Consider the following 20190-nt stretch of genomic DNA (forward strand, 5'->3'; position numbering starts at 1 on the left):
TGTCTGCACGCGACGTGAGTTGCGAAGGCGTATCAACGACGGATATTTCGACAGGGGAGGAGGTTCCGAACAGTGGCTGCGGCCAGGTGCGACTACTCGAGACGCGGTGCGTCGAGACCCGATCCGTCCGCGGCGCTAGCTTTCCTCGTCGATCCCGTGGCGCTCGTAGAACTCCTCGGGCGTCTGCTCGATGCGCTCGAAGTCGGTGTCGAAGTAGTGCTCGTGGTGGCGAACGACCTGTTCGACGATCCAGGCGCTGAACTCCTCGTTGAACTGCCACTCGCCGTCCTGCTCGGGGATTTCGAAGCGCTCGTCCGTCGAAAACGCGGCGTAGACGTGGAAGAAGCCGAGAATGACGTCGCCGAAGTCCCGGGCCTTTTCGGCGCCGGACGCTCTGCGCTCGCCGAGTTCCTCGTGACCGTCGTCGGTGAGTTCGAAGTACTTCCGGTCGGGTTCGTCCTCGCGTTCGATGCGCTCGGTCCACCCCTTCTCCTCGAACTTGTAGAGGATCGGGTAGACGGAGCCGTAGGACGGCTCCCAGTGGCCACCGCTGATATCGCGGATCTCTTTCAGTATCTCGTAGCCGTACCGGGGCTTCTCCTCGAGGAGTTCGAGAACGAGATAGGCGATCACTCCCTTCGGCGGTCCACTCTTCCGCATGTGACCCGACGTTTAAACGGACGAGCGTAAAGGGTTTCGGTACCCGTCCTCGAGCGGATCGCGGAGCCGTCACTCGCTCCGGAGTTCGATGGCACCGGCCATCTCGTCTTCGTGTGTCTCGCAAAGGTACTGCTCCATCTCGTCGGTCGCTTCGGCGACAAACGTCGCTGTCTCTCCCTCGTCTTCGAGGAACTCCGAGGCGACGACGGGATCGGTCTCGTCCCAGAGGGCGAGGTTGTGGACGTCGCCGTCCCCGTTCGTTAGCTGGAACTCGTATTCTCGACCCTCGTAGAGTACGATATTCGGATTCTCTTCGTCCTCGATGATCGCTGGTTGTCGTCCGATCCAGCCGTCGGTGTCGGCCTCGAACTCGATCGTCGAGACGTCTTCCCACTCGTCCCGGTCGGATTCTGGCGGATCGGGATCGTCCAGGTCCGTTTCGTTCGTAACGGACTCGTCGGTCTCGTTCTGGTCGGGTTCGCCTTCACCGTCTCCCGTCCCCTCGGTACAACCGGCGACGAGCGCGAGTCCGGCCGTCACCCCGATCAGCTGGAGCGCTGATCGACGCGACCGTCCATCGTCTCGAGCCATCGGACGTGTTTCGCCAGCGAAACGTATGAAGCGTCGGCCGACACTCGCGGGGGTGTCGCTACGCGACTGGCCGCCAGGCGAAACCCGTTCCTTCTTGGCGGCGCCGGCCCAACCCGCGTTCATGGAACGACGGAGACCGCCACAGACCGAGGAGGGCTGGTACGTCCTGCACGATTTCCGGTCGATCGACTGGGATGCCTGGCGGGACGCCCCCGAACGGCGTCGATCGCGAGCGATCGACGAGGGTATCGAGTATCTGTCCGGCGCCGAACGCGTCGACGACGCCGAGGCCGGCGACTCCGCGACGTTCGCGGTGCTCGGCCACAAGGCGGACCTGCTGGTGCTCCACCTGCGGCCGACGCTGGCCGAGATCGACGCCCTCGAGCGCCGGTTCGAGCAGACGGCACTCGCCGAGTTCACCGAGCGTGCCGACTCCTATCTCTCGGTAACGGAGGTCTCGGGCTACATGTCCGAGGAGTTCTTCGACGAGGAGAGCGAGGTCGAGGACACCGGGATGAAACGCTACATCGAGTCCCGGCTGAAACCCGAGATCCCCGACAGTGAGTTCGTCAGCTTCTACCCGATGGACAAGCGCCGCGGTCCCGAGGACAACTGGTACGATCTGCCGTTCGACGAGCGCGCAGAACACCTCTCGAGTCACGGTGACATCGGCCGGGACTACGCCGGACGCGTCACCCAGATTATCTCCGGCAGCATCGGTCTCGACGACTTCGAGTGGGGCGTGACGCTGTTCGCCGACGATCCGACCGACGTGAAGGAACTGCTCTACGAGATGCGGTTCGATCCCTCGAGTTCCCGATTCGCGGAGTTCGGCCGGTTCCTCTCCGCGCGGCGGTTCCCGCCCGAGCAACTCGGCGCCTTCCTCGCCGGCGAACCGATCCCGCAGGACGACGCCGATCCGCACGGCGGACACCCGCACGGAGCGGGCGAGTCGGCACGCGGCGGCCACGGAGACTCGAGCGGTCACCACGGTGATTCGAGCGGTCATCACCACGGCGAGTCCGGCGGCTCCGGCGACGACGAGGACGAGGGTGAAGAGGTCCGCAGCGAACTCGAGGAGATGGGCGTCTACGCGGGTCAGCCCCACGGCGAGGACGTCCACGCCGTCGTGCTCTACTCCGCGGCCGACGAAGACGAACTCTTCGACGAGGTCGACGGACTGCGGACGAACTTCGACCACTACGACACGCACGTGAAGACGGCGGTGTACGGCACTCGAGACGACGACGGCGAAAACGCGGTCGTCAGCCTCTGGGAGACCGAGCGTGCTGCCAACACGGCCGCCGGCTTCCTCGCCGACCTGCCGGATATCGTTCGACAGGCGGGGGATGACAGGGCGCCTGCTGGCGCCGATGGCGAGCGGGGCGACGGCCCCGCGAGCGACGATTCCTGGGGGACGATGGGGATGTTCTACACGGTCAAGCCGGAACACCGCGAGGACTTCGTCGAGACGTTCGGCGACGCCGAATCGCTGCTCGCGGAGATGGAGGGCCACCGCAAGACCGACCTGCTCGTCAACCGCGAGAACGAGAACGATATGTTCATCGCCAGCCGCTGGGACTCCCGCGAGGACGCCATGGAGTTCTTCCGAAGCGACGCGTTCGCCGACGCCGTCGAGTTCGGCCGCGACGTCCTCGAGGATCGACCGCGACACGTCTTCCTCGCCTGAGGCCGACTGACCGTCGCAAGTGACGGTCAGTCTCACCGATATCGACATCCGTTGATACGTCCGGTTCTAGCGTTTACTCGATGAGCGAGACGCACGAGTCGATTCTGCGGCGGACGTGGCGCCGGTATCGATCCGTTCCAATTATCTATCGTATCGCAGTTGCGTTCGTTCTCGGGACCGCACTGGGAGCGACGGTCGGCGAGCAAGCGGGGGTTCTCAGCCCGCTCGGGGATCTCTTCTTGCGGCTGCTCGAGATGCTGATCATTCCCATCGTCGTCTTCACGCTGCTTGGCGGGATGCGGAAGCTGACGCCCTCGAGACTGGGGAAAGTCGGTGGCCTCACTGTGGGACTGTACGTCGTGACGACGACCATCGCGGCCGTCATCGGGCTCGCGGTCGCGAACCTGTTCGACCCCGGCAGCGCCGTCGAGTTTACCGGCGGCGAGGCACAGGAAGCCGAACCCCCGACGGTCACGGAAGTCCTGCTGGGAATCGTCCCCGAGAACCCGCTGGCGGCGATGGTGCAGGGCGACATCCTCGCGACCATCTTCTTCGTGATCGTCTTCGGACTGGCGCTGACGATGGTCCGCGAAGCGACGAGCGAGGAGTCGATCGCGGACGCGATCGACGGCTTCTTCGCGTTCGTCGACGCCGGCACGGAGGCGCTGTTCAAGATCGTCTGGGGCGTGATGGAGTACGGCGTCATCGGCGTCTTCGCGCTGATGGCCGCCGCGATCGGAACTGAGGGGCTCGGGGCGATCGTCCAGCTCGGCTCGCTCGTCGGCGTCATCGCGATCGGGATCGCGATCCACATGGCCGTCACCTACCTCGGCGTGATGACGATCGGGATCCTCGGCCAGTCGCCGCTGGCCTTCCTGAGCGGAGCGAAAGACGCCATGCTGACGGCATTTGCGATCCGTTCCTCGAGCGGTACCCTCCCAGTGACGATCACGAACGCGGAGGAGAACCTCAAGATCGACGAGTCGGTGTACGGCTTCGGCCTGCCGCTCGGCGCGACGATCAACATGGACGGAGCGGCGATCCGACAGGCGGTGACGGCAGTGTTTGCCGCCAACTTGGTCGGCGTTTCGCTGGGTCTCGGCGAGCAGATCCTCGTCCTCTTTACTGTGATCCTGATCAGTATCGGCACCGCGGGCGTTCCCGGGGCCGGCCTGATCATGCTCACGGTCATCCTGAGCGCGCTCGGGTTGCCGCTCGCGATCGTCGGCTTCGTCGCCGGCGTCGACCCGATTCTGGGTCGCATCGCGACGATGAACAACGTCACCGGCGATCTTGCGGTATCGTCGGTCGTCGGGAAGTGGACCGGCGCGATCGACTTCACTCAGGGAGTTTGGAGCGACGCGCCGACTCCAGAACACGGCGAGGAAGGTCTCGCTGCGGACGACTGAGTCAGCTCTGTCCCGACTCGGCGGTCTCGTCGTAGAAGAAGTAGCCGGCGATACCCGCCAGACCGAGCACGAGCGTAATGTACGGCCAGTTTCCGGCGTCTCGGTCGGTCAGGAAGGCGTGTGCGGTCACGAAGATCGCGAAGCCGACGTGCGCGACCGCCGTCGCGAGCAGAAACGCTGCGAGGTCCATTATCGGTGTAGTTTGACGTGAATCCAATAGCCGTTTCGAACCTCGACTCCGACCAGTCTGCGATCGCTCGAGAATCTGTAGTTCCACATCCCGCTACGGCCGGGAAGACGGGTCACCGCAAACCGCGGTGACCCGCCTGACTCGGGGGAGGGCAGGCAGTTGCACCGGTTTCGCCGCGAGCAGACGGTGGAACCGCGAGTCGGCTCACCGGACGAACTGAGCGGGAGCGTCTTCCGTCGCTCCTGATCGACCGGCTACGGGTGTCGGCATGTCGTGGAGCGGTGCTTTCGCTCCGGCACGAAACAACCGCGGTTCGAGACAACCACGGTTCGAGACAACCGCAGTTCGAGACGCCGACGGCGTCTCGGCATACTGCAAGACCAGCGGTCTCCTCGAGATCGCAAACGCGACGCGTTTGCTCTTTCACGAGAGCGTCGCTCTCCGACACCCTCTCGTGCTTCTCGAACTCAAAACGGCAAAATAACGGCCGACTAGTCGAAGTCGTGGTCCGGGTCGTCCTCGACGGTCCGCTTCATCGAGTCGCGGCGGGATTTGGCGTCGCGACCGGTGGCCTCGAGCAGGAAGTCGTTCTTCGCGTCGACGGCGTCGCCGGCGGCCTCGAGTTCGTCGGGGCCGAGTTCGGTGGGGTCGCGCTCGTAGAACTCGACGCCGAGTTTGTCCTTCTTGCCCGAGTACTCGATGGTACCGACGACGACTTTCTCGAAGACGGGGTTGTCGGGTTCGCCGATGACGAACAGGTCGCTCCCCTTGTACTCCTGGGTCTCTGTAATGGGGCCGAAGTAGTCCTCGACAGTGGCCTCCATATCGGGGATTCGCTCCTCGAGATACTCACCGCGGCGCATCTTGTACTCCTTCATGAATTGGTGATACACGGCGGAGTGTTTACCTCTTTTCATAGACATCGTGGCCGTAGAACGAGTGGCGGCGCCGGTGAGCGCAACGGCGCGCTGGCCGACTACTCCCGAGGGTCGATCGCTCACTCGAGTGGGGAAGAGACGACGCGCTCGAGAGACGATGTTGCTGCAGGAGAACTCCGCCGGACGCTACTGGGATCCTCGTTCGCCGAGATAGCCCTTTCGACAGTCGGGACAGATGTCGCCGGTACGGAGCGAGCTCCGGTCGCTTCCCGCGACGAACTCACAGCGCGGACAGTACAGTTCCGACGGGCTGTCGTCCGCCGGCGTTCCGCCCTCGCTCCCGGGTGTCGGCGCCGATCCGGCGCGCTCGATGCCGCTTCCGGGGCCGGTGGACGTCTCCTCGGCCGAGGGAGGCCCGCCAGCCGCCGCTTCGGGTGCGGGTTCCGTCTCGACCGTGGTCGCCGCGGCGTCGTCGGTCGTTCCGGTGTCGAGTAACACGGCGTCGTCGTTTTCGATCAGTTCGGCGTCGTCGTTCTCGGCCGGTTCGGACTCGCCGTTTTCGATCAGTTCGGCGCCGTCGTTCTCGATCGGCTCGGACTCGTCGTCCGGCCACTCCGTCGGCCCGCGTTCGGCGTCGACTGGCGGGCCGACGTCGTCGGAGTCGGGCCACTCGCCGTGTTCGCGGTCGCGCGGGGTCGTCCCGTCGTCCTCGAGGATTTCCCCGTCGTCGGTGACCGGATCGCCGTTCTCGTCGGTCGGAATCTCGAGGTCGTCGGCCGGGGCGTCGACTTCCAGTGTATCGACCTCGGGCGGCGACGCTTCTCCCGTGGCCGCGCCCGGTTCAGTCTCGTCGGCATCGATAAACGTAGCGTCCGTGCCGTCCGGCCCGTCCGGTTCGGATGCTGGTTCGCGTGCCGGCGTCGGTTCGGATTCGTCGGGACGCGAGTCGACGCCCGTCGCGGTCGAGAGACTCCGCACTTCGGTGTTCTCGCTGATGACGTGTCGATCACTACAGCGAGTACACTCTTCGTACTCCCGGACGGTTACGACGACTTCGCTGCCCCGTTCTTCGCGCTCGCGTTCGACATCGGAGTCACCGTAGTCGTGTCCGAGCAGCGAACATCGCAGGACCATTGTCTCACCGTATCAAGTCACGCCATAAAAAACGTACTGCCTGGGTTGTGTCCGCACTGTGACGTCTTCCCGAAAATCCGCTCGGTTCGGGAGCGCCTGCCCTCGGATCGGGGGCTGGGTCAGCGATAGCGAACGACAAACGTCAAATCCCGGGTCGACGAATAGGAAGACCGATGAAAGCAAAGCGGGAGTACCGGAACCGCGCGGAGACGGAGGTGGCGGTACTCGACGCGCTCGTCGACCGGGTCGACGACGGGATGACCGTTTTCGAACTTCGGGCCGCAGTCGAAGTCGGGATCGACGAACTCGAGCAGGCCCTCTCGGCGCTCAAGGAGGACGATCTGATCGTCGTCGAGTCGGGTGGCAGCGAAGGGGTCGTGATCAAGCCCGACGAGCGCGTCGTCCCCGACGCCCCGGTCGACGACGAAGCCGAGCAGTCGATCGGCGACTGGATTCGCGAACGAATTCCCTTTTGAATCGAAACGCCTGTGGAGGTCTGGCACCTGAGCGTAGCCATGAGCGTTATCGAGACCATTCATACGGATCTCGGCGCGACGTTCGGTGAGCGCGCCGGCCGAACAGTCGCCGAACACTACGGACGACCCGAGCGCGCCCATCGCGCCGTCCGAAACGGCGTCGGTCTGTTCGAGGCCGCCTACGGCGTGATCGTCGTCGAGGGCGAGGACCGCCTCGAGTACGTCGACAACGTCGTCTCGAACCGAATCCCGGCCGAGGACGAGCAGGGCTGTTACGCGCTGGTGCTCGACCCCCAGGGCGGGATCGAGGTCGAACTCTACGTCTACAACGCTGGCGAGCGACTGCTGCTCTTTACGCCGCCGGCACACGCCGACCCGCTCGCCGAGGAGTGGTCCGAGAAGGTGTTCATCCAGGACGTCGAGATCCGCGTCGCGACCGACGAGTACGCCATCTTCGGGGTTCACGGTCCGCACGCGACGGAGAAGATCGCGAGCGTCCTCAACGGCGCCGGCTCCCCAGACGAGCGCTACTCGTTCGTCCGCGGCACGATGGGCGACTCGGGCGTCACCGTCATCCGGACCGACGCGCTCACCGGCGAGGAGAGCTACGAGGTGATCTGTGCCGTCGACGTCGCCGAGGACGTCTACGACGTGCTCCTGAACCAGGGGCTGAACGCCGCGCCCTTCGGCTACAGGACCTGGGACACGCTCTGTCTCGAGGCCGGCTCGCCGCTGTTCGAGACCGAACTCGAGGGACGAATCCCGAACGTGCTCGGCCTGCGCAACGCGCTCGACTTCGAGAAGGGCTGTTACGTCGGCCAGGAGGTCGTCTCCCGCGTCGAGAATCGGGGCCAGCCGAGCCGGAAACTCGTCGGACTCACGCTCGAGGGGACAGACGAGGACGGGGACGCGAAGCGGGCGATTCCCGAATCCGGCGCTGCGGTCTTCGACGGCGACTCGTCGGTCGGCGAGGTGACCCGCGCCGATACCAGCCCGCTGCTCGAGGACGTGATCGCGCTCGCGGTCGTCGACTACGGCCTCGAGTCCGATTCGGTGACCGTCCGCGTCGAGGGCGAGGAGGTGCCGGCGACGCGCACCGACCTGCCGTTCGTCGAGGGGTCAGACCGCTCGGATCGATTGCCGGAGTATCAGTAGCAGTCCCGGTTCTCTCGAGTCCTCGCTTCTGAAAGTCACGAACCCGCCACAGGGGAACGATGCACCGCTTCGGACCGGCTTCGTGCCTGGCTTCCGACACACGATGGCGCGCGCTGTCGGCCGACCGAGCGCGAGCGAGGGCGGTCGATGACATCGTGCGAGGGATGAGTGAGTGAGCGACTGCGAACGAACGAATCGGCTGGGGAGGACGTGGCGTCTCCGTGTTGCCACGATAGCAGGACACGTCGTTCCGCTTATTCGCTCTCGGAGACGCTCACTCCTTCGAAGACGCTCACTTCCTCGCAGACGGTGTTCAATAGCAGCCATCACGGTAACTTCAGTACGCAGCCGTCGGAGTAACGCCGACCGATACGCAGGCGAATCGATACGGGCCGGAACTGGCCGGGCACAGCATGAAGGACGCCGCCCGTGGTGTTTCGACTATGGATACGAGTACCGACTTCGAGGAGTTGGCGTCGCGCGTTCGCACGCAGTCGGAAGACGCCGCGGGATCGGATACCGATCGAGTGACGATCCGCTCGTTCCAGGAACTCGACCCCGACGCGCTGTCGGAACTGCTCGAGGCCGCCGAGCCCGGGGTCGACGAACCGGGCTCGCTCGTCTTCGTGCTCTCCCGGGCCAACGCCGAACTCCTGCTCGAGCGCGAGTACGACCTCGAGGACGTCGAGGAACTCGAGGACGAACTCGGCCGGGAGGTGCAGGTCGAAGACGAGATGCCGGACGATACGATTCTCCTGCTGGATCCGGACGCGGTCGACGGCGTGGAACTGCTCGAGCCGGAATCGATCGCGTGCGGGATCGTCGGCACCGACCACTGACGCTCCCGTCGCCCTATAGCGGTTTTTCGACTGGTATCGAGAACGGTCGACAACTCCACTGCGACGCGCTGACGGTGGCGTCGGAGCCGCCGCGCCGCGAACTGAACCGACGCGAAGAAACCCGAAGGGATCAGCCCGACCCCGGATCGACGTCGGGTCGATACCGCCGACTCACGACCTTCCAGCGCCCCCGCCTGAAGAGCCAGTAGTTGATCCCGCCCGGGACGTACGTCTCGAGCAGGAGCGCGAGGTAGAGGCCGGCGACTCCGAGCGGCGTGACGAGACCCAGTGCGGCGGCCGGCAGCGCGAACGCGTACCGGCCGACCAGCGCGGCGACGAACGGCCAGCGGGTGTCGCCGGCGCCCAGGAGCACGCCGGTTGCGGCCCCGTCGAGGCCGAAGCCGATCGCGCTGACGGCGCCGATGGCGACGAACGGCGCGGCCCGAGCGACCTCGGCGGAGTCGCTCACGAACAGGCTCGCGATCGGTTCGGCGAGGAGCACGACCAGGACGGCGATCCCGGCGTAGAGCACGGTCGAGAGACGGATGATCGCCGCCCCGTAGGCCCCCGCTTCCTCCTCCTCGTTCGCGCCGAGGTGCTGTCCGACGAGCGAACTCGAGGCCAGCGACAGCCCCCAGTTGACGCTGTTGATCAGGCTGCGGACCCGCCGGCCGACCTCGAGGGCCGTGACGATCACCGGGCCGAACGACGCGGCGATCCACAGCAGCGGGAAGACGACGATCCCCTGGGCGAGTCGGCGGCCGATCTCCGGCGTGGAGATCTCGATCAGCTGTCGGATCACGGTCGGCTCGAGCCACGCTCCCCCGCGGCCGATCGGTACCGGACTCGGCTCCATCCCGAGCCGTCCGTACGACCGGCCGACCATCCCCCACGCCAGGACGACCGTCACGAAGCCGGTCGAGAGCGTCGTGCCGATCGCCGCGCCGGCGACGCCCATCCCGAACCCGAAGATGAGGAGCGCGCTGAGCAGGATGTTGAGCACCGCACCGCCGGCCCGGGCCATCATTTCCGTGAACGTGTCGCCGACGCCCGTGTACGTTCGGCTGGCGATGAGGTTGAGGAGTTCGAAAAGGACGGCCGGCGCGACGAAGACGAGGTAGGTGCTGCCGTGGGCGAGCGACTCTGGCCCGGCGCCGAACAGCCCGATCAACTGGTCGGAGAACGCGAGGAAGAGAGCCGCCATCGGAACCGCGATCACTACGGCGAGCAGGACGCTCTGGGTGACCACGACCGACGCGCGCTCGGTCTCCTCGCCGCCGTAGTTCTGGGAGACGAGGCTGATGGTGCCGCCCGCGAGCCCCAGCCCCAGCATCGTCACGATCTCCCAGTACGCCAGCGCGAATGCCAGCCCCGCGGTGCCGGCCGTGCCGACGGCGATCCCGACCATCGCGAGGTCGGCCGTCTGCTTGGACATGATCGCGACCCCGGTGACGATCCGGGGCCAGGCGAGCTCCATCGTCGGGCGAAACCGCTCGGCGTCGATGATGCCCGCGCGCTCGAGCGCGCTCGCGACGAACTCCACTGCGGCCGTCCGTCGATCCGTCATCTCTCGGTCGTTTCGCACACCGCGTCTTCGGTCTGTCGGCTGCGCTTGCGAGAGGCGCTGTGGCCCGCGCGACCGCGCGGCCTCGAGGCGCCCCTCACGGGCGAAGCCGCGAGAGCATCGTCCTGAGGTGGTCCGTCGAGAGCAGCGACGTGGGCCGATCCATGTGGACACCGATCTCGCCGGAGAGCGACCCGAGTCCGATCCGTTGAACGGGTTCGGGGAAGGAGTACGCTCGCCGCAGGTAGTGGCCGAGTCGCTGTTCGCGCTCTAAGTCGTCGCGCCAGGCGCGTTCGTAGGCCGCGAGGCTGGTCGGTCGGTCGGGGTCGATCTCCCGTGCAGCGTGGTCGGCGCTGGTCATCCCGTAGAGGATGCCGCCGCCGGTGAAGGGCTTGGTCTGGGCGGCCGCGTCGCCGAGGAGCAAGCCACGACGACTCGTCACGCGATCCGCCGGGCCGACCGGGATCGCGCCCGAGCAGCGATGGGCGACGTCGATCTCGTAGCCGTCGATCAGTTCCTCGAAGTGCTTGTTCACTTCGACGCCCGGCGGGGCCGCGAGCCCGTACTCGACGCCGGCGTCGCCGCGGGGAATGCGCCACGCGAAGAACGTCGGCGCGGTGAGGTGGACGTCGACGAAATCCTGGTGGTCCTCCTCCTCGGAGAAGGCGAGCACGCCGTGTAGAAACTCGTCGGGCTCCGGCAGCCCGAGTTCGTCGCGGACCCTCGAGCGCGGCCCGTCACAGCCGGCGACCATCTTCGCCTCGTGGGTGACGGGGCCGTCGGGACCGCTCGCGACGACTTCGACGCGGTCGCGGTGTTCGGTGACGCCGGTGACGGTGTGGCGCTCGCGAACGTCGGCACCGGCCTCGCGGGCGAGATCGGCGAGGTGGCGATCCAGCCCGACGCGGTCGATGACGTTCGAGGCGACTTCCCGCATGTAGAAGGGGTAGGCGTCGCTTTGCGGACCGCCGACGTGAAATCGTGCGCCGTAGATCTCGTTCTGAAAGAGTTCGTCGCGGGCGCCGTCGCCGGTAAAACTCCAGATATCCGTGCTGACGTGACCCGAACAGGCAAGCGGCGTGCCGATGGTTCCTTGCTCGAGTGCGAGCACGTCGTAGCCGTTCTCGGCGGCCCGACGGGAGAACCGCGCGCCGGCGGGACCGACGCCGACGACGACGAAGTCGTACATGTCGAACAGGTTTTCGCGGGTCGGTAAATATACTGCGAACGGCGGGTCGACCGCAAACGAGTATCGGTCGATCGATTCCACCGGGACCTCACTCTACGGACGTGACCCTGGGAGCCGTGATGGGCGGTGTGGCGAGGTGGTCGGTGGTGATTCTGCAGCGAGGTTGGAGACGAACATTCCCCGCGAGCGTAAGGAGACAGGAGTGGTAGAATTACCGCCGGCACTGGGCAATACCGCAACCGCGGAACAAATCGAACGACCGCTACCAGTCCTGCGCAAACGTCCCGCGGCACATGTACGTACAAACGTATCGTCTGGCTACCTGTTCTTCAACTCGACCCGTACCGCGTGATACGGGACCGAGTCGATGTTTTCGACTGCATGAGGTCCTTCCGGCTCCATCCATTCGGTCTCCGGCGGAGAACGGGTGGCTGTCTCGCCGTCTGCGCGTTCCGGCGACTCGTACGCCAGTTCCTCGTTCTCGTCGTAGTAGCGGATGCGGGCAGCCCGATCGGTCATCATCACGCTCGGCCACCGATGAGTGTGAACCGGTTCTTTCTCGCCGGGCGGAATAACGACTTCCACGACCCGGACGCGATCGTTCTCCAGGAGTATCCGGTGCGAATCCGGCGCGGCTTCGGCAGCGTCGAGCGATTCCGGCCACGGCCATTCCGACGAGTCGGATCGGTCAGACATACTCCATCCGTTCGTGTTCGAAATACTATAAATCACGCGTCGCCCTCTGTGAGTGTTACACCGACGAACCGGGAACCGGACCGGGAGTCACCGCGGTGGTGTGCGGTTACCCGTGGGGAATGCAGCTCTTCGCTCGGCTCCGATCCGTTCCCGACCGCCTTTCCGGCGGTCTTCTCCTCGACGTCCCGCTCGAAGCGCTCGTGGACCTTCGGGCGGCACTCGTCCCGCTCCTCGAGGGCGTCGGCGAACCGGCCGCGGTACTCGGGCTCGCTCTGGACGCGAGTTCTCGAAGGGGCTGGGTAATGCGTTCTCCGTGTTCGACGACCGTCCCCACTCGCTGACTACTCAGAAACTTGCTCTCCCATTATCGGTGTGAGTAGGCGTCCACGAGTATATTGACTCGCCGCCAAATATCGCGGTATCGGTAGGCACAGACCACAGAAACGCAATTATGGCTCGGAAGCTGTTTCGATCCGGTCGCGTTCGGAGAACGAATCCCGATGCGTGTTACTCGTCTCGGGACGCGCCCTCGAGCAACTCCCAGAACCGCTCCTGGTCGCCCTCGAAGCGCTCGAGCAGCGCCCGGACCTCCGCGCGCACCTCGTCGTCGACGACGACGTGGACCATCCCCTCGTCGGGCTGGCCGTAGACAACGCTCGCACCGTCGGGCGCGACGACGATGGCCGGGAGCGCGACCAGGTCCTCCTCCCCGTCGACCAGGATCGTCGTCGGTTCGTCGCGCTCGAGAGCGTCCCTGAGCGTGCGGACGACGTCGGCGGTGAGTTCCGCGGGCGGGTTCGTCGCCTCGACGTTGGCTCGCTGCGTGACGGTCTCACGGATCTCCTCCTCGACCGTCTCCCGTTTGGTCCGCTCGTCGACGAGCGCGACGTCCGGCAGTCGACCAGCCTGAAGAAAGTGGTAGGTAACGACGTCGCCGACGGCGATCAGCGGTCCCTCGAGGGTTTCGAGCAACTGCTCGGCGTCGGTTTCGATCGGGCCCATCGGCTCCTTGAGTTCGTGACGGAGTTCGTCGGGCAGAATCAGTAGCTGGTCGTCTCCGAGTTCGGCGTCTCGAGCGTCGTCGCGAGTCACGTCTACCGAACCTTCAGCGCGTACGCACCTGGTTCGGTAACCTGCATCTCCGTGGCGATCTCGCTCTCCTCGGGGTGGGCGATGACGACGTAGCCGGCCCAGTCCTCGGTCAGCGACGAGGAGTTACAGGAGTCACAGGTGTCGTTGGTCGGTTCGTTGACCCGGTGGCACTCTCGACAGACGAGGCGATCGGATGCCATCGTTACTCACCCGTGGTGGCTTCGCGCTTCTCGTGTTCGTCCTCGAGCCAGCCGTGCTTGCCGAGCCCCGGCTGCTTGGCCGTCAGGCCGATCTTCGAGTCGCGCGGGTTGCGTTCGTCGATGCTCTTGGTGACGATGCGTGCCCGGACAGCGTCGTCGACGCCGAGGGTCCGGTTGGACTCGTTCGAGGCGAGCTGTTGGTTCTCGCCGTCGAAGGCGAGGTACTCGTCGCTGATCTGCGAGACGTGGAGCAGCCCGTCGACGGGACCGATCCCGACGAAGGCGCCGAACTCGACGACCTCGACGATCGTGCCGTCGATGACCTCCTGCATCTCCGGATCGAACGTGACGGCGTCGAAATCGGCCTCGTAGTAGACGCCCGGACGGTTCGGGAGGACCGCCCCGTCACCGATGTCGTGAACTTTGGTGACGGAGACGACGCTACCGACCTCCTCGTCCATGCGTCCCTCGAGTTTGTCCTGCAGCAGTTGCTTGACGAGCTTCGGCGAGACGTCGCCGAGCGCTTCCGGCGGTACTTCGACCGTATCCTTTAATCTGACCCGTTTGTACATCTATGGTTGAGTGATTGCCAACTTGTTTCTCCCGCGTAATGCAATTACCGGTATGCTCGTCTCGAGCACCCGGTCGCGCAGCGGGCGGTCGTTCGTGACGACGTAGTCGACGGCACCCTCGCGGGCGAGTTCGACCAGCGCGTCGTCGGCGTACGATTCCTCCGTGTCGACGACGAGACAGCGTTCGGTCGCCAGGTCGTGGCCGACGTTCGCCGCGGTGCCCTCGGCGCCGCCTTTCTCCGATAGCCGTCGAAGTTCCTCGACGACGGGCTGTGGCGCCGTCGGTTCGTAGACGCCGAGTAGCCTGTCGAGTTCGTCGAACAGCCGAACGTTGAGTTCGACCGGCATCATCAACGCACTCGTATCGAGAGCGACCCGGGTACTCATGTTCGCTGTCGTCGTGTTATTCCTGCAGCGTTCCGAGTCCGATCAGCCGCCAGCGAGCGCCGATTCGGCGGTTGATCGCGATCTTTGCGCCCGGTTCGGCCGAAACGGGTCGTTTGAGTTTGACCTCGCACTCGCCGCTTCGGGCACTCGTGACCGCGCCGACGGTCGTCGCCGTGCCGACCGTCATCATCAGCGGTTCGCCGGTGCTGATCTCCTCGACGTCGCCGGCGTCGGTGCCGACGATGCGATCCAACAGGTCGACGCTCATCGTGAACTCCTCCCACGTCGGCGGGAGCGAACCCGGCGGGCCGGCGATCCGGCCGGCGAGCGCGTCACCCTTCGTCAGCGACGGATCGAGGCCCGTCCCGACGCCGAGCAGGCCACCCGGTGTGACCGAGTCGACGCTCTCGCCACCGGCCTGGAGCGATCGGATCGTCGTCTCGATCGGTACGTACTCGGTCTGGCCGCCCTCCTCGACCTCCCGGCCGGGACGGATCTCGATCTCGTCGTCGAGTTCGAGTTCGCCTCGGATGAGACTGCCGCCGAGGACGCCTCCGGTGAGGTTCTCGTAGGTCGTCCCGGGCTTGTTGATGTCGAAACTCCGGGCGACGTGCATTCGGGCGTCGGTGTCGGGATCCTGTTCGGGCGTCGGGATCTCCTCCTGGATCGCCTGAATCAGCAGGTCCACGTTGACCTCCTGGCCTGCGGAGATCGGAACGACCGGCGCGTCTTCGGCGACGGTCCCCTCGACGAACTCCTGGATCTGCTCGTAGTTGTCTCGAGCGGTCTCGGAGTCGACGAGGTCGATCTTGTTCTGAGCGATGACGATGTTTTCGATGCCGATGATGTCGAGCGCCATCAGGTGCTCCTCGGTCTGGGGCTGCGGGACGGGCTCGTTGGCGCTGACGACCAGCACCGCGCCGTCCATCAGCGAGGCACCCGAGAGCATCGTCGCCATCAGGGTCTCGTGACCCGGGGCATCGACGAACGAGACGGTCCGCAGCGGCTCGCTTTCCGAGCCGTCCGGACACTCCTCCTCAACGGTGTAACATTCGGGTTCGTCCACGTCGGGGCAGTGGCGGAACGTCGCGTCCGCATAGCCGAGACGAATGGAGATACCGCGCTTCATCTCCTCGCTGTGCTGGTCCGTCCACGAGCCACTGAGCGCTTGCACCAGCGTCGTCTTGCCGTGGTCGACGTGGCCGACGAGTCCGATGTTCACCTCCGGTTGTCGATTTCCTTCCATAAGACGATGAGTAATCTTAGGTAGAGGTTCCGCCGTGCGCCTGATAAACCTACTGTTCTCGGGGCGTATCAGGGGAACGACAGTCGCCAGCGAGCGTCGGGGACGGCCGGCCGCTCGCTACTCGACGAACGCGTCGATCGGCGGCGCTTCCCAGACGATTTCGTCGTCCTCGACGAGCTGGAACACGACGGCCGTTTCGCCCGCTTCCTCGCCCGTGAGCGAGGCGTAATCCGGCTGGGCGTCGATGCTCACGACGTCCGCCGGCGCGTCGTCCGCGAACGACACCTCGAGCCGAGACGCTTCGTCGGCCCCGAGCGGCAGTTCTTCGCCGTCTTTCGTGAAGACGGTCTCGAGTTCGATAGCCGAGCCCGGTTCGAGCACCGGCAACCCCCCGGTCTCCGTCTCGTAGTGCCAGTGGCCGGCGTGGGCGTTTGCGACCTGTTCGTCGCTCTCCCGGTCGTAGAGGAGGAGTTCGGAGACGTCCACCTCGTGATCGCCCTCGTCGAACTCGTCCGACAGATCGTCGTCGAAATCCTCCTCCTCGATATCGTCGTCGAGGCGGTCGTCGAGGCCGTCGTCGTCGTCCGATTCGCCTCCGTCGGAGCCGTCGTCGAGGCAGCCTGCGAGACAGAGCGTCGCGAGCGAACTCGAGGCCGCGAGCACGCCTCGCCGCGTCGACGAGCGTCGATCGTCGGTCATTGTTATCTGCGCGCAGTCGGACCCGGGCAAAGGTCGTTACGATCCGCTCGATTCTGCACGATTTATGATCGCTTCGCCCGGTCTGCCCGTTCGTCCACCGGACGTCTCCGGGGACGTTTCGAGACGTCGACCAGGAGCACTTTCGTCGTCGAGGCGCTAGCTCCCGTATGGTCGAAACCGCGGTTTCCGAACGGGTCCGGCGGTACCGACGGCGGTTCGACGAACTCGACGCGACGATCGCCGCACAAATGGATCGCTGGGGGATGCCGGTGTTGCGGGTCGCGGTCGCCGTCGTGTTCATCTGGTTCGGCGGGCTGAAGGTCTTTGGCGTCTCGCCGGCCGCCGACCTCGTCGCGGCGACCGTCTACGTCGTCCCGCCGTCGCTGTTCGTCCCCGTCCTCGGCGTCTGGGAGGTGTTCATCGGTCTGTGTCTGCTCTACCGGCCGCTCATCCGACTCGGCATTTTCCTCCTGTTCCTCCAGCTTCCGGGAACGTTCCTGCCGCTCGTTCTCCTCCCCGAGGTCGTGTACGTTGCGTTCCCGTACGCGCTGACGGTCGAGGGACAGTATATCGTCAAGAACCTCGTCATCATCGGCGCCGCGCTCGTGATCGGCGGCACCGTCCGAAACGAGTAGCGATCCGACAACAAATTTACAAAAACGACGTTTAGCGAACGTTTTAGCCGAAGAGGGTGGTACCGTCCCGCATGAGCAGATCATCCACCTCGAGCGAGTCCGAGCGCGAGTCGGTCCTCGAGTGTACGGACTGTCTCGAGCCGGCCGATGCGTTCGCGCTGATCGGCAACGAGACCCGGCTGGCGATCCTCGAGGCGCTGTGGGCGGCCGACGATCGGCCGGTCTCGTTCTCGGACCTCCGTCGAGAAGTCGGGATGCGAGACTCGGCGCAGTTCAACTACCACCTCCAGAAGCTGACGGACCACTTCGTCACGCAGCGGGAAGACGGCTACACGTTCAAACACGCCGGCGAGAAGGTCGTCCGGTCGGTGATCGCCGGCTCGTTCAACCAGCACCCGACGCTCGAGCCGTTCCCGGTCGAGGGGGAGTGTTTCGACTGCGGCGGCTCGCTCCAGGCCGTCTACGAGGACGAACGACTCGGGATCGACTGTGCCGACTGCGGCCAGTGCCACGGCGAGTACGCGTTTCCGCCGGGCGGACTGAACGACCGAACGCACGACGAGATCGCCGACGCCTTCGACCAGCGCGTTCGCCACCTCCACTGCCTGGCGGCCGACGGCGTCTGTCCGGAGTGTAACGGTCGGATGGAAACCCGAATCGTCGAGACGGGGGACTGTTGTCTCGGGGTCGACGTGCGCGTCGACCACGAGTGCGCCCAGTGCGGCCACGCCCTCTGCTCGGCTGCCGGCCTCCGACTGCTCGATCACTCGGCGGTCGTTCGCTTCCACGACGAACGGGGCGTCTCGCTCGACGAGCGACCCTACTGGACGCTCCCGTGGTGCGTCTCCCCCGAGTACACTCGCGTCCTCGAGCGCGATCCCTACCGCCTCGAGGTTCGGATGCCGCTGGCCGGCGACGAACTTCGGGTCCGAATGGACGAAGAACTCGAGGTGCTCGAGACGCGGCTGCAGACGGACCGCTGAGACGAACGCCGTCGATTCTCAGTGTAGCTGCGACTGCTGTCCCATCTCCCACCAGTTCGGTCGGGCCTACAGCTCGTAGTGTGCGATCTCCGCTGAACCGCAACTGGGGCACTCGTCGCTCTCCTCGGTGAGCTTCTCGCCACAGTTCCGGCACTCGTACAGCGTAGTAGTGCTGGATGCTCGCTCTCGCAGCGATTCGATTACCCCCATTGTCTCTACGGGTTGCAGATCCAGGGTGATTAATCCTGCTCTCGAAGACTGTCGTAGCTGCGCACACGACCACGCCAGAGCTGCGAATCCTCGACTCGTCCGCCGCTGACCCAGGTCGACCGGTTCTGACCACCCGCTTCCTGAAAACGTCTTCAGTAACTGGCGCTACAGAAATATATTTCAGATTACACTTACACTGACGCGGCCCGTCTACTCGTTCGAAGAACGATGCACCCGCCGTACCCTCACCGTTCGACTGCACCGTCCACCGCCGACCGCAGTCTTCGTTCGACGCTCGTCTCGAGCGTACTCACCGTCGTCGCGTTCGGCGCCGCACTCGTGGCCGCGACCACCGCCGCGACGGTCGTCGGCGGTCCTCCGCTGGTTACCGCCTCGGTCGCCCTCGTCGTCGGGTTCGCGACCGTCCTCGCCGTCCCGATCGGTGCGTCCGTCCTCGCTCGCCGACTCCTCGAGTACCTCCGGCGGCGCGGCCGGCGGCCGACGGCTGCGGACGCGGAGCGTCCCGAGCCCCGACCCACGAGGGGCTGAAATCCGATTCCTTTTCTCGCCGCCGCCCCTTCTCGCGTCCGTGAGCGAGTTCGCGTTCGAACTCGAGCTCTGTGCCCACCTCGAGTCACGCCGCGAGGAGCTCCTCGCCCGACAGCTCGGCGCGAGCGTGGCCGACCCCGGCGGGCGAATTCTCGACGTCGTCTGCATCGAACCGGGTCCCGAGTTCGACGACCGGGCCGCGATCACGCCCGAACCGATCCCCGGCGCCGCCATCGACGCCGCCGTCGGCACGGGACGAGCCCGATACTGGAAGGACGCGTTCGACTGCCACCCGGAGCGAGCGCGCCGGGCGACCGAACGCGCCCTCGAGATCGGCTTCTTCGAACGCGACCGGCGCAACGGCCGCGACTACGTCCGGCAGGTCGCCCGCTATCCGGACTGGTACGGCCGCATCGTCGGAATCGAGAACAAACCCGACCTCGGCCGGCCGGGCGACCTCGAGGCGCAGTTACGCACGGACGTCAGCCTCGGCCTGGTCGACGAGGTCGTTCTGGCGACCGAGAGCTACGTGACGGGAGCCCACCGCAACCGGATCCCCGACGAGGTCGGGATCTGGCGCGTCCACCGTGAGGACGGCGCAGTCCAGGAGGTCGAGGTCGTCCGGGACCCCTCTCCACTGGCGGTCGACGAACCGGGAATCGAGCCGCTCGAGAGCCACCCCGCCCGTACCGACATCGCCGTCGTCTCGCCCGCGGAGAAGGCACGGGTACGACGCCGGATCGCAGAGCGAGCCTACGGCAAGGGGTGGCGAACCTACGCGTTCCCCGACTGTGCGGCCTGTCGAGCCGACGACTCGGGCGGTGCGACGCTTCCTCACTGTGAGTGGGCGGAACGCGTCGTCGACGCCGGCTCCGACTGCGGTACCGCCTGTCCGGGCTACGAGGCAGCATCCGCAGCCGACGTCGACCTCGCGGCCGAGCGCGACCGTCGGACGTCCTGGGTCGCCGATCCCGACGGCAGGCGACATCGGCAGTCGGGCCTCGACCGGTTCGGGTGACCGACGAGAACGGCCTTCCCGCCGCGCGCTGGGATCTGGCGGCCGGCTACACCGTCGTCGGCACCACCACCATCGTGATTCTGTTCGTTGCGGCCGCGCTGTTGGGACCGATAGTACCGAAACACCCT

At 65.7% G+C, this 20190-nt stretch carries 23 protein-coding genes and 1 pseudogene; 9 read left to right on the forward strand and 15 right to left on the reverse strand.

The window, feature by feature from the left end; translation table 11 throughout:
* Window positions 1-135: 135 nt before the first annotated feature.
* On the reverse strand, window positions 136-660 hold the full coding sequence (locus CV102_RS11130; protein ID WP_148858080.1) for a PadR family transcriptional regulator: 525 nt from the start codon (window positions 658-660) through the stop codon (window positions 136-138).
* A gap of 69 nt (window positions 661-729) precedes the next feature.
* On the reverse strand, window positions 730-1251 hold the full coding sequence (locus tag CV102_RS11135; protein WP_148858081.1) for a cupredoxin domain-containing protein: 522 nt from the start codon (window positions 1249-1251) through the stop codon (window positions 730-732).
* Between the two features lie 121 nt (window positions 1252-1372).
* On the opposite strand from CV102_RS11135, the gene CV102_RS11140 reads away from it, so the two are divergent.
* Window positions 1373-2941, forward strand: coding sequence for a heme-binding protein (locus CV102_RS11140; RefSeq protein WP_148858082.1), 1569 nt, complete (start codon window positions 1373-1375; stop codon window positions 2939-2941).
* 80 nt (window positions 2942-3021) lie between these two features.
* Complete coding sequence (locus CV102_RS11145) at window positions 3022-4350, forward strand: dicarboxylate/amino acid:cation symporter (RefSeq protein WP_148858083.1); 1329 nt, start codon at window positions 3022-3024, stop codon at window positions 4348-4350.
* Window position 4351: 1 nt separating this feature from the next.
* Here CV102_RS11145 and CV102_RS11150 read toward each other — a convergent pair whose 3' ends face one another.
* The 3 genes from CV102_RS11150 to CV102_RS11160 all read right to left on the reverse strand — a co-directional run bounded on the left by CV102_RS11150 (window position 4352) and on the right by CV102_RS11160 (window position 6552).
* The gene (locus CV102_RS11150) at window positions 4352-4540 is read right to left on the reverse strand and encodes a hypothetical protein (protein ID WP_148858084.1); all 189 of its coding nucleotides are present in this window, start codon (window positions 4538-4540) and stop codon (window positions 4352-4354) included.
* Between the two features lie 491 nt (window positions 4541-5031).
* On the reverse strand, window positions 5032-5418 hold the full coding sequence (locus CV102_RS11155) for a DUF5611 family protein (RefSeq protein WP_148858085.1): 387 nt from the start codon (window positions 5416-5418) through the stop codon (window positions 5032-5034).
* A gap of 186 nt (window positions 5419-5604) precedes the next feature.
* A complete protein-coding gene (locus tag CV102_RS11160) occupies window positions 5605-6552 on the reverse strand; it encodes a DUF7093 family protein (protein WP_148858086.1) in 948 nt (315 codons plus the stop codon).
* Window positions 6553-6725: 173 nt separating this feature from the next.
* Between CV102_RS11160 and CV102_RS11165 the strand changes: the two genes are divergently transcribed.
* The 3 genes from CV102_RS11165 to CV102_RS11175 all read left to right on the forward strand — a co-directional run bounded on the left by CV102_RS11165 (window position 6726) and on the right by CV102_RS11175 (window position 9022).
* Window positions 6726-7028, forward strand: a complete 303-nt coding sequence (locus CV102_RS11165; RefSeq protein ID WP_148858087.1) for a DUF6432 family protein — start codon at window positions 6726-6728, stop codon at window positions 7026-7028.
* 39 nt (window positions 7029-7067) lie between these two features.
* A complete protein-coding gene (gene ygfZ / locus CV102_RS11170) occupies window positions 7068-8183 on the forward strand; it encodes a CAF17-like 4Fe-4S cluster assembly/insertion protein YgfZ (RefSeq protein ID WP_148858088.1) in 1116 nt (371 codons plus the stop codon).
* A gap of 443 nt (window positions 8184-8626) precedes the next feature.
* The gene (locus tag CV102_RS11175; RefSeq protein WP_148858089.1) at window positions 8627-9022 is read left to right on the forward strand and encodes a hypothetical protein; all 396 of its coding nucleotides are present in this window, start codon (window positions 8627-8629) and stop codon (window positions 9020-9022) included.
* A 130-nt stretch (window positions 9023-9152) separates the two neighbouring features.
* Here the strand turns inward: CV102_RS11175 and CV102_RS11180 are convergent, their stop codons facing one another.
* From CV102_RS11180 to CV102_RS11225, 10 genes and pseudogenes are all read right to left on the reverse strand, one after another.
* On the reverse strand, window positions 9153-10589 hold the full coding sequence (locus CV102_RS11180) for an MATE family efflux transporter (protein WP_148858328.1): 1437 nt from the start codon (window positions 10587-10589) through the stop codon (window positions 9153-9155).
* Window positions 10590-10683: 94 nt separating this feature from the next.
* Window positions 10684-11775: a geranylgeranyl reductase family protein gene (locus tag CV102_RS11185; RefSeq protein WP_148858090.1), complete on the reverse strand. Its 1092-nt coding sequence runs from the start codon at window positions 11773-11775 to the stop codon at window positions 10684-10686.
* A 318-nt stretch (window positions 11776-12093) separates the two neighbouring features.
* Window positions 12094-12471, reverse strand: a complete 378-nt coding sequence (locus tag CV102_RS11190) for a hypothetical protein (protein WP_148858091.1) — start codon at window positions 12469-12471, stop codon at window positions 12094-12096.
* A gap of 32 nt (window positions 12472-12503) precedes the next feature.
* Window positions 12504-12680: pseudogene (locus CV102_RS27390) on the reverse strand (hypothetical protein); the annotation flags it as partial.
* Window positions 12681-12978: 298 nt separating this feature from the next.
* Complete coding sequence (locus tag CV102_RS11200) at window positions 12979-13563, reverse strand: GTP-dependent dephospho-CoA kinase family protein (RefSeq protein ID WP_233710670.1); 585 nt, start codon at window positions 13561-13563, stop codon at window positions 12979-12981.
* Between the two features lie 2 nt (window positions 13564-13565).
* On the reverse strand, window positions 13566-13763 hold the full coding sequence (gene spt4, locus CV102_RS11205) for a transcription elongation factor subunit Spt4 (protein ID WP_148858093.1): 198 nt from the start codon (window positions 13761-13763) through the stop codon (window positions 13566-13568).
* A 2-nt stretch (window positions 13764-13765) separates the two neighbouring features.
* Window positions 13766-14335, reverse strand: coding sequence for a DNA-directed RNA polymerase (locus CV102_RS11210; RefSeq protein ID WP_148858094.1), 570 nt, complete (start codon window positions 14333-14335; stop codon window positions 13766-13768).
* Entirely contained in the window at window positions 14336-14722 is a 387-nt protein-coding gene (locus CV102_RS11215) for a PIN domain-containing protein (RefSeq protein WP_148858095.1), read from the reverse strand.
* Between the two features lie 16 nt (window positions 14723-14738).
* Window positions 14739-15968 (reverse strand): translation initiation factor IF-2 subunit gamma, encoded by a 1230-nt coding sequence (locus tag CV102_RS11220; protein WP_148858096.1) that lies wholly within the window; start codon window positions 15966-15968, stop codon window positions 14739-14741.
* Between the two features lie 117 nt (window positions 15969-16085).
* Window positions 16086-16667 carry a hypothetical protein gene (locus CV102_RS11225; protein ID WP_148858097.1) on the reverse strand — a complete coding sequence of 194 codons (582 nt, stop codon included), beginning with the start codon at window positions 16665-16667 and terminating at the stop codon, window positions 16086-16088.
* Between the two features lie 167 nt (window positions 16668-16834).
* Between CV102_RS11225 and CV102_RS11230 the strand changes: the two genes are divergently transcribed.
* The 4 genes from CV102_RS11230 (at window position 16835) to CV102_RS11245 (ending at window position 20062) form a co-directional block, all read left to right on the forward strand.
* Window positions 16835-17302 carry a hypothetical protein gene (locus CV102_RS11230; protein ID WP_148858098.1) on the forward strand — a complete coding sequence of 156 codons (468 nt, stop codon included), beginning with the start codon at window positions 16835-16837 and terminating at the stop codon, window positions 17300-17302.
* A 71-nt stretch (window positions 17303-17373) separates the two neighbouring features.
* Window positions 17374-18285: an ArsR/SmtB family transcription factor gene (locus CV102_RS11235; RefSeq protein WP_148858099.1), complete on the forward strand. Its 912-nt coding sequence runs from the start codon at window positions 17374-17376 to the stop codon at window positions 18283-18285.
* Between the two features lie 438 nt (window positions 18286-18723).
* Window positions 18724-19044, forward strand: a complete 321-nt coding sequence (locus tag CV102_RS11240) for a hypothetical protein (protein ID WP_148858100.1) — start codon at window positions 18724-18726, stop codon at window positions 19042-19044.
* A 40-nt stretch (window positions 19045-19084) separates the two neighbouring features.
* A complete protein-coding gene (locus tag CV102_RS11245) occupies window positions 19085-20062 on the forward strand; it encodes a DUF5787 family protein (protein ID WP_148858101.1) in 978 nt (325 codons plus the stop codon).
* Window positions 20063-20190 lie beyond the last annotated feature (128 nt).

It is taken from the genome of Natronococcus pandeyae, from assembly GCF_008122205.1.
GTDB classification, from domain to species: domain Archaea; phylum Halobacteriota; class Halobacteria; order Halobacteriales; family Natrialbaceae; genus Natronococcus; species Natronococcus pandeyae.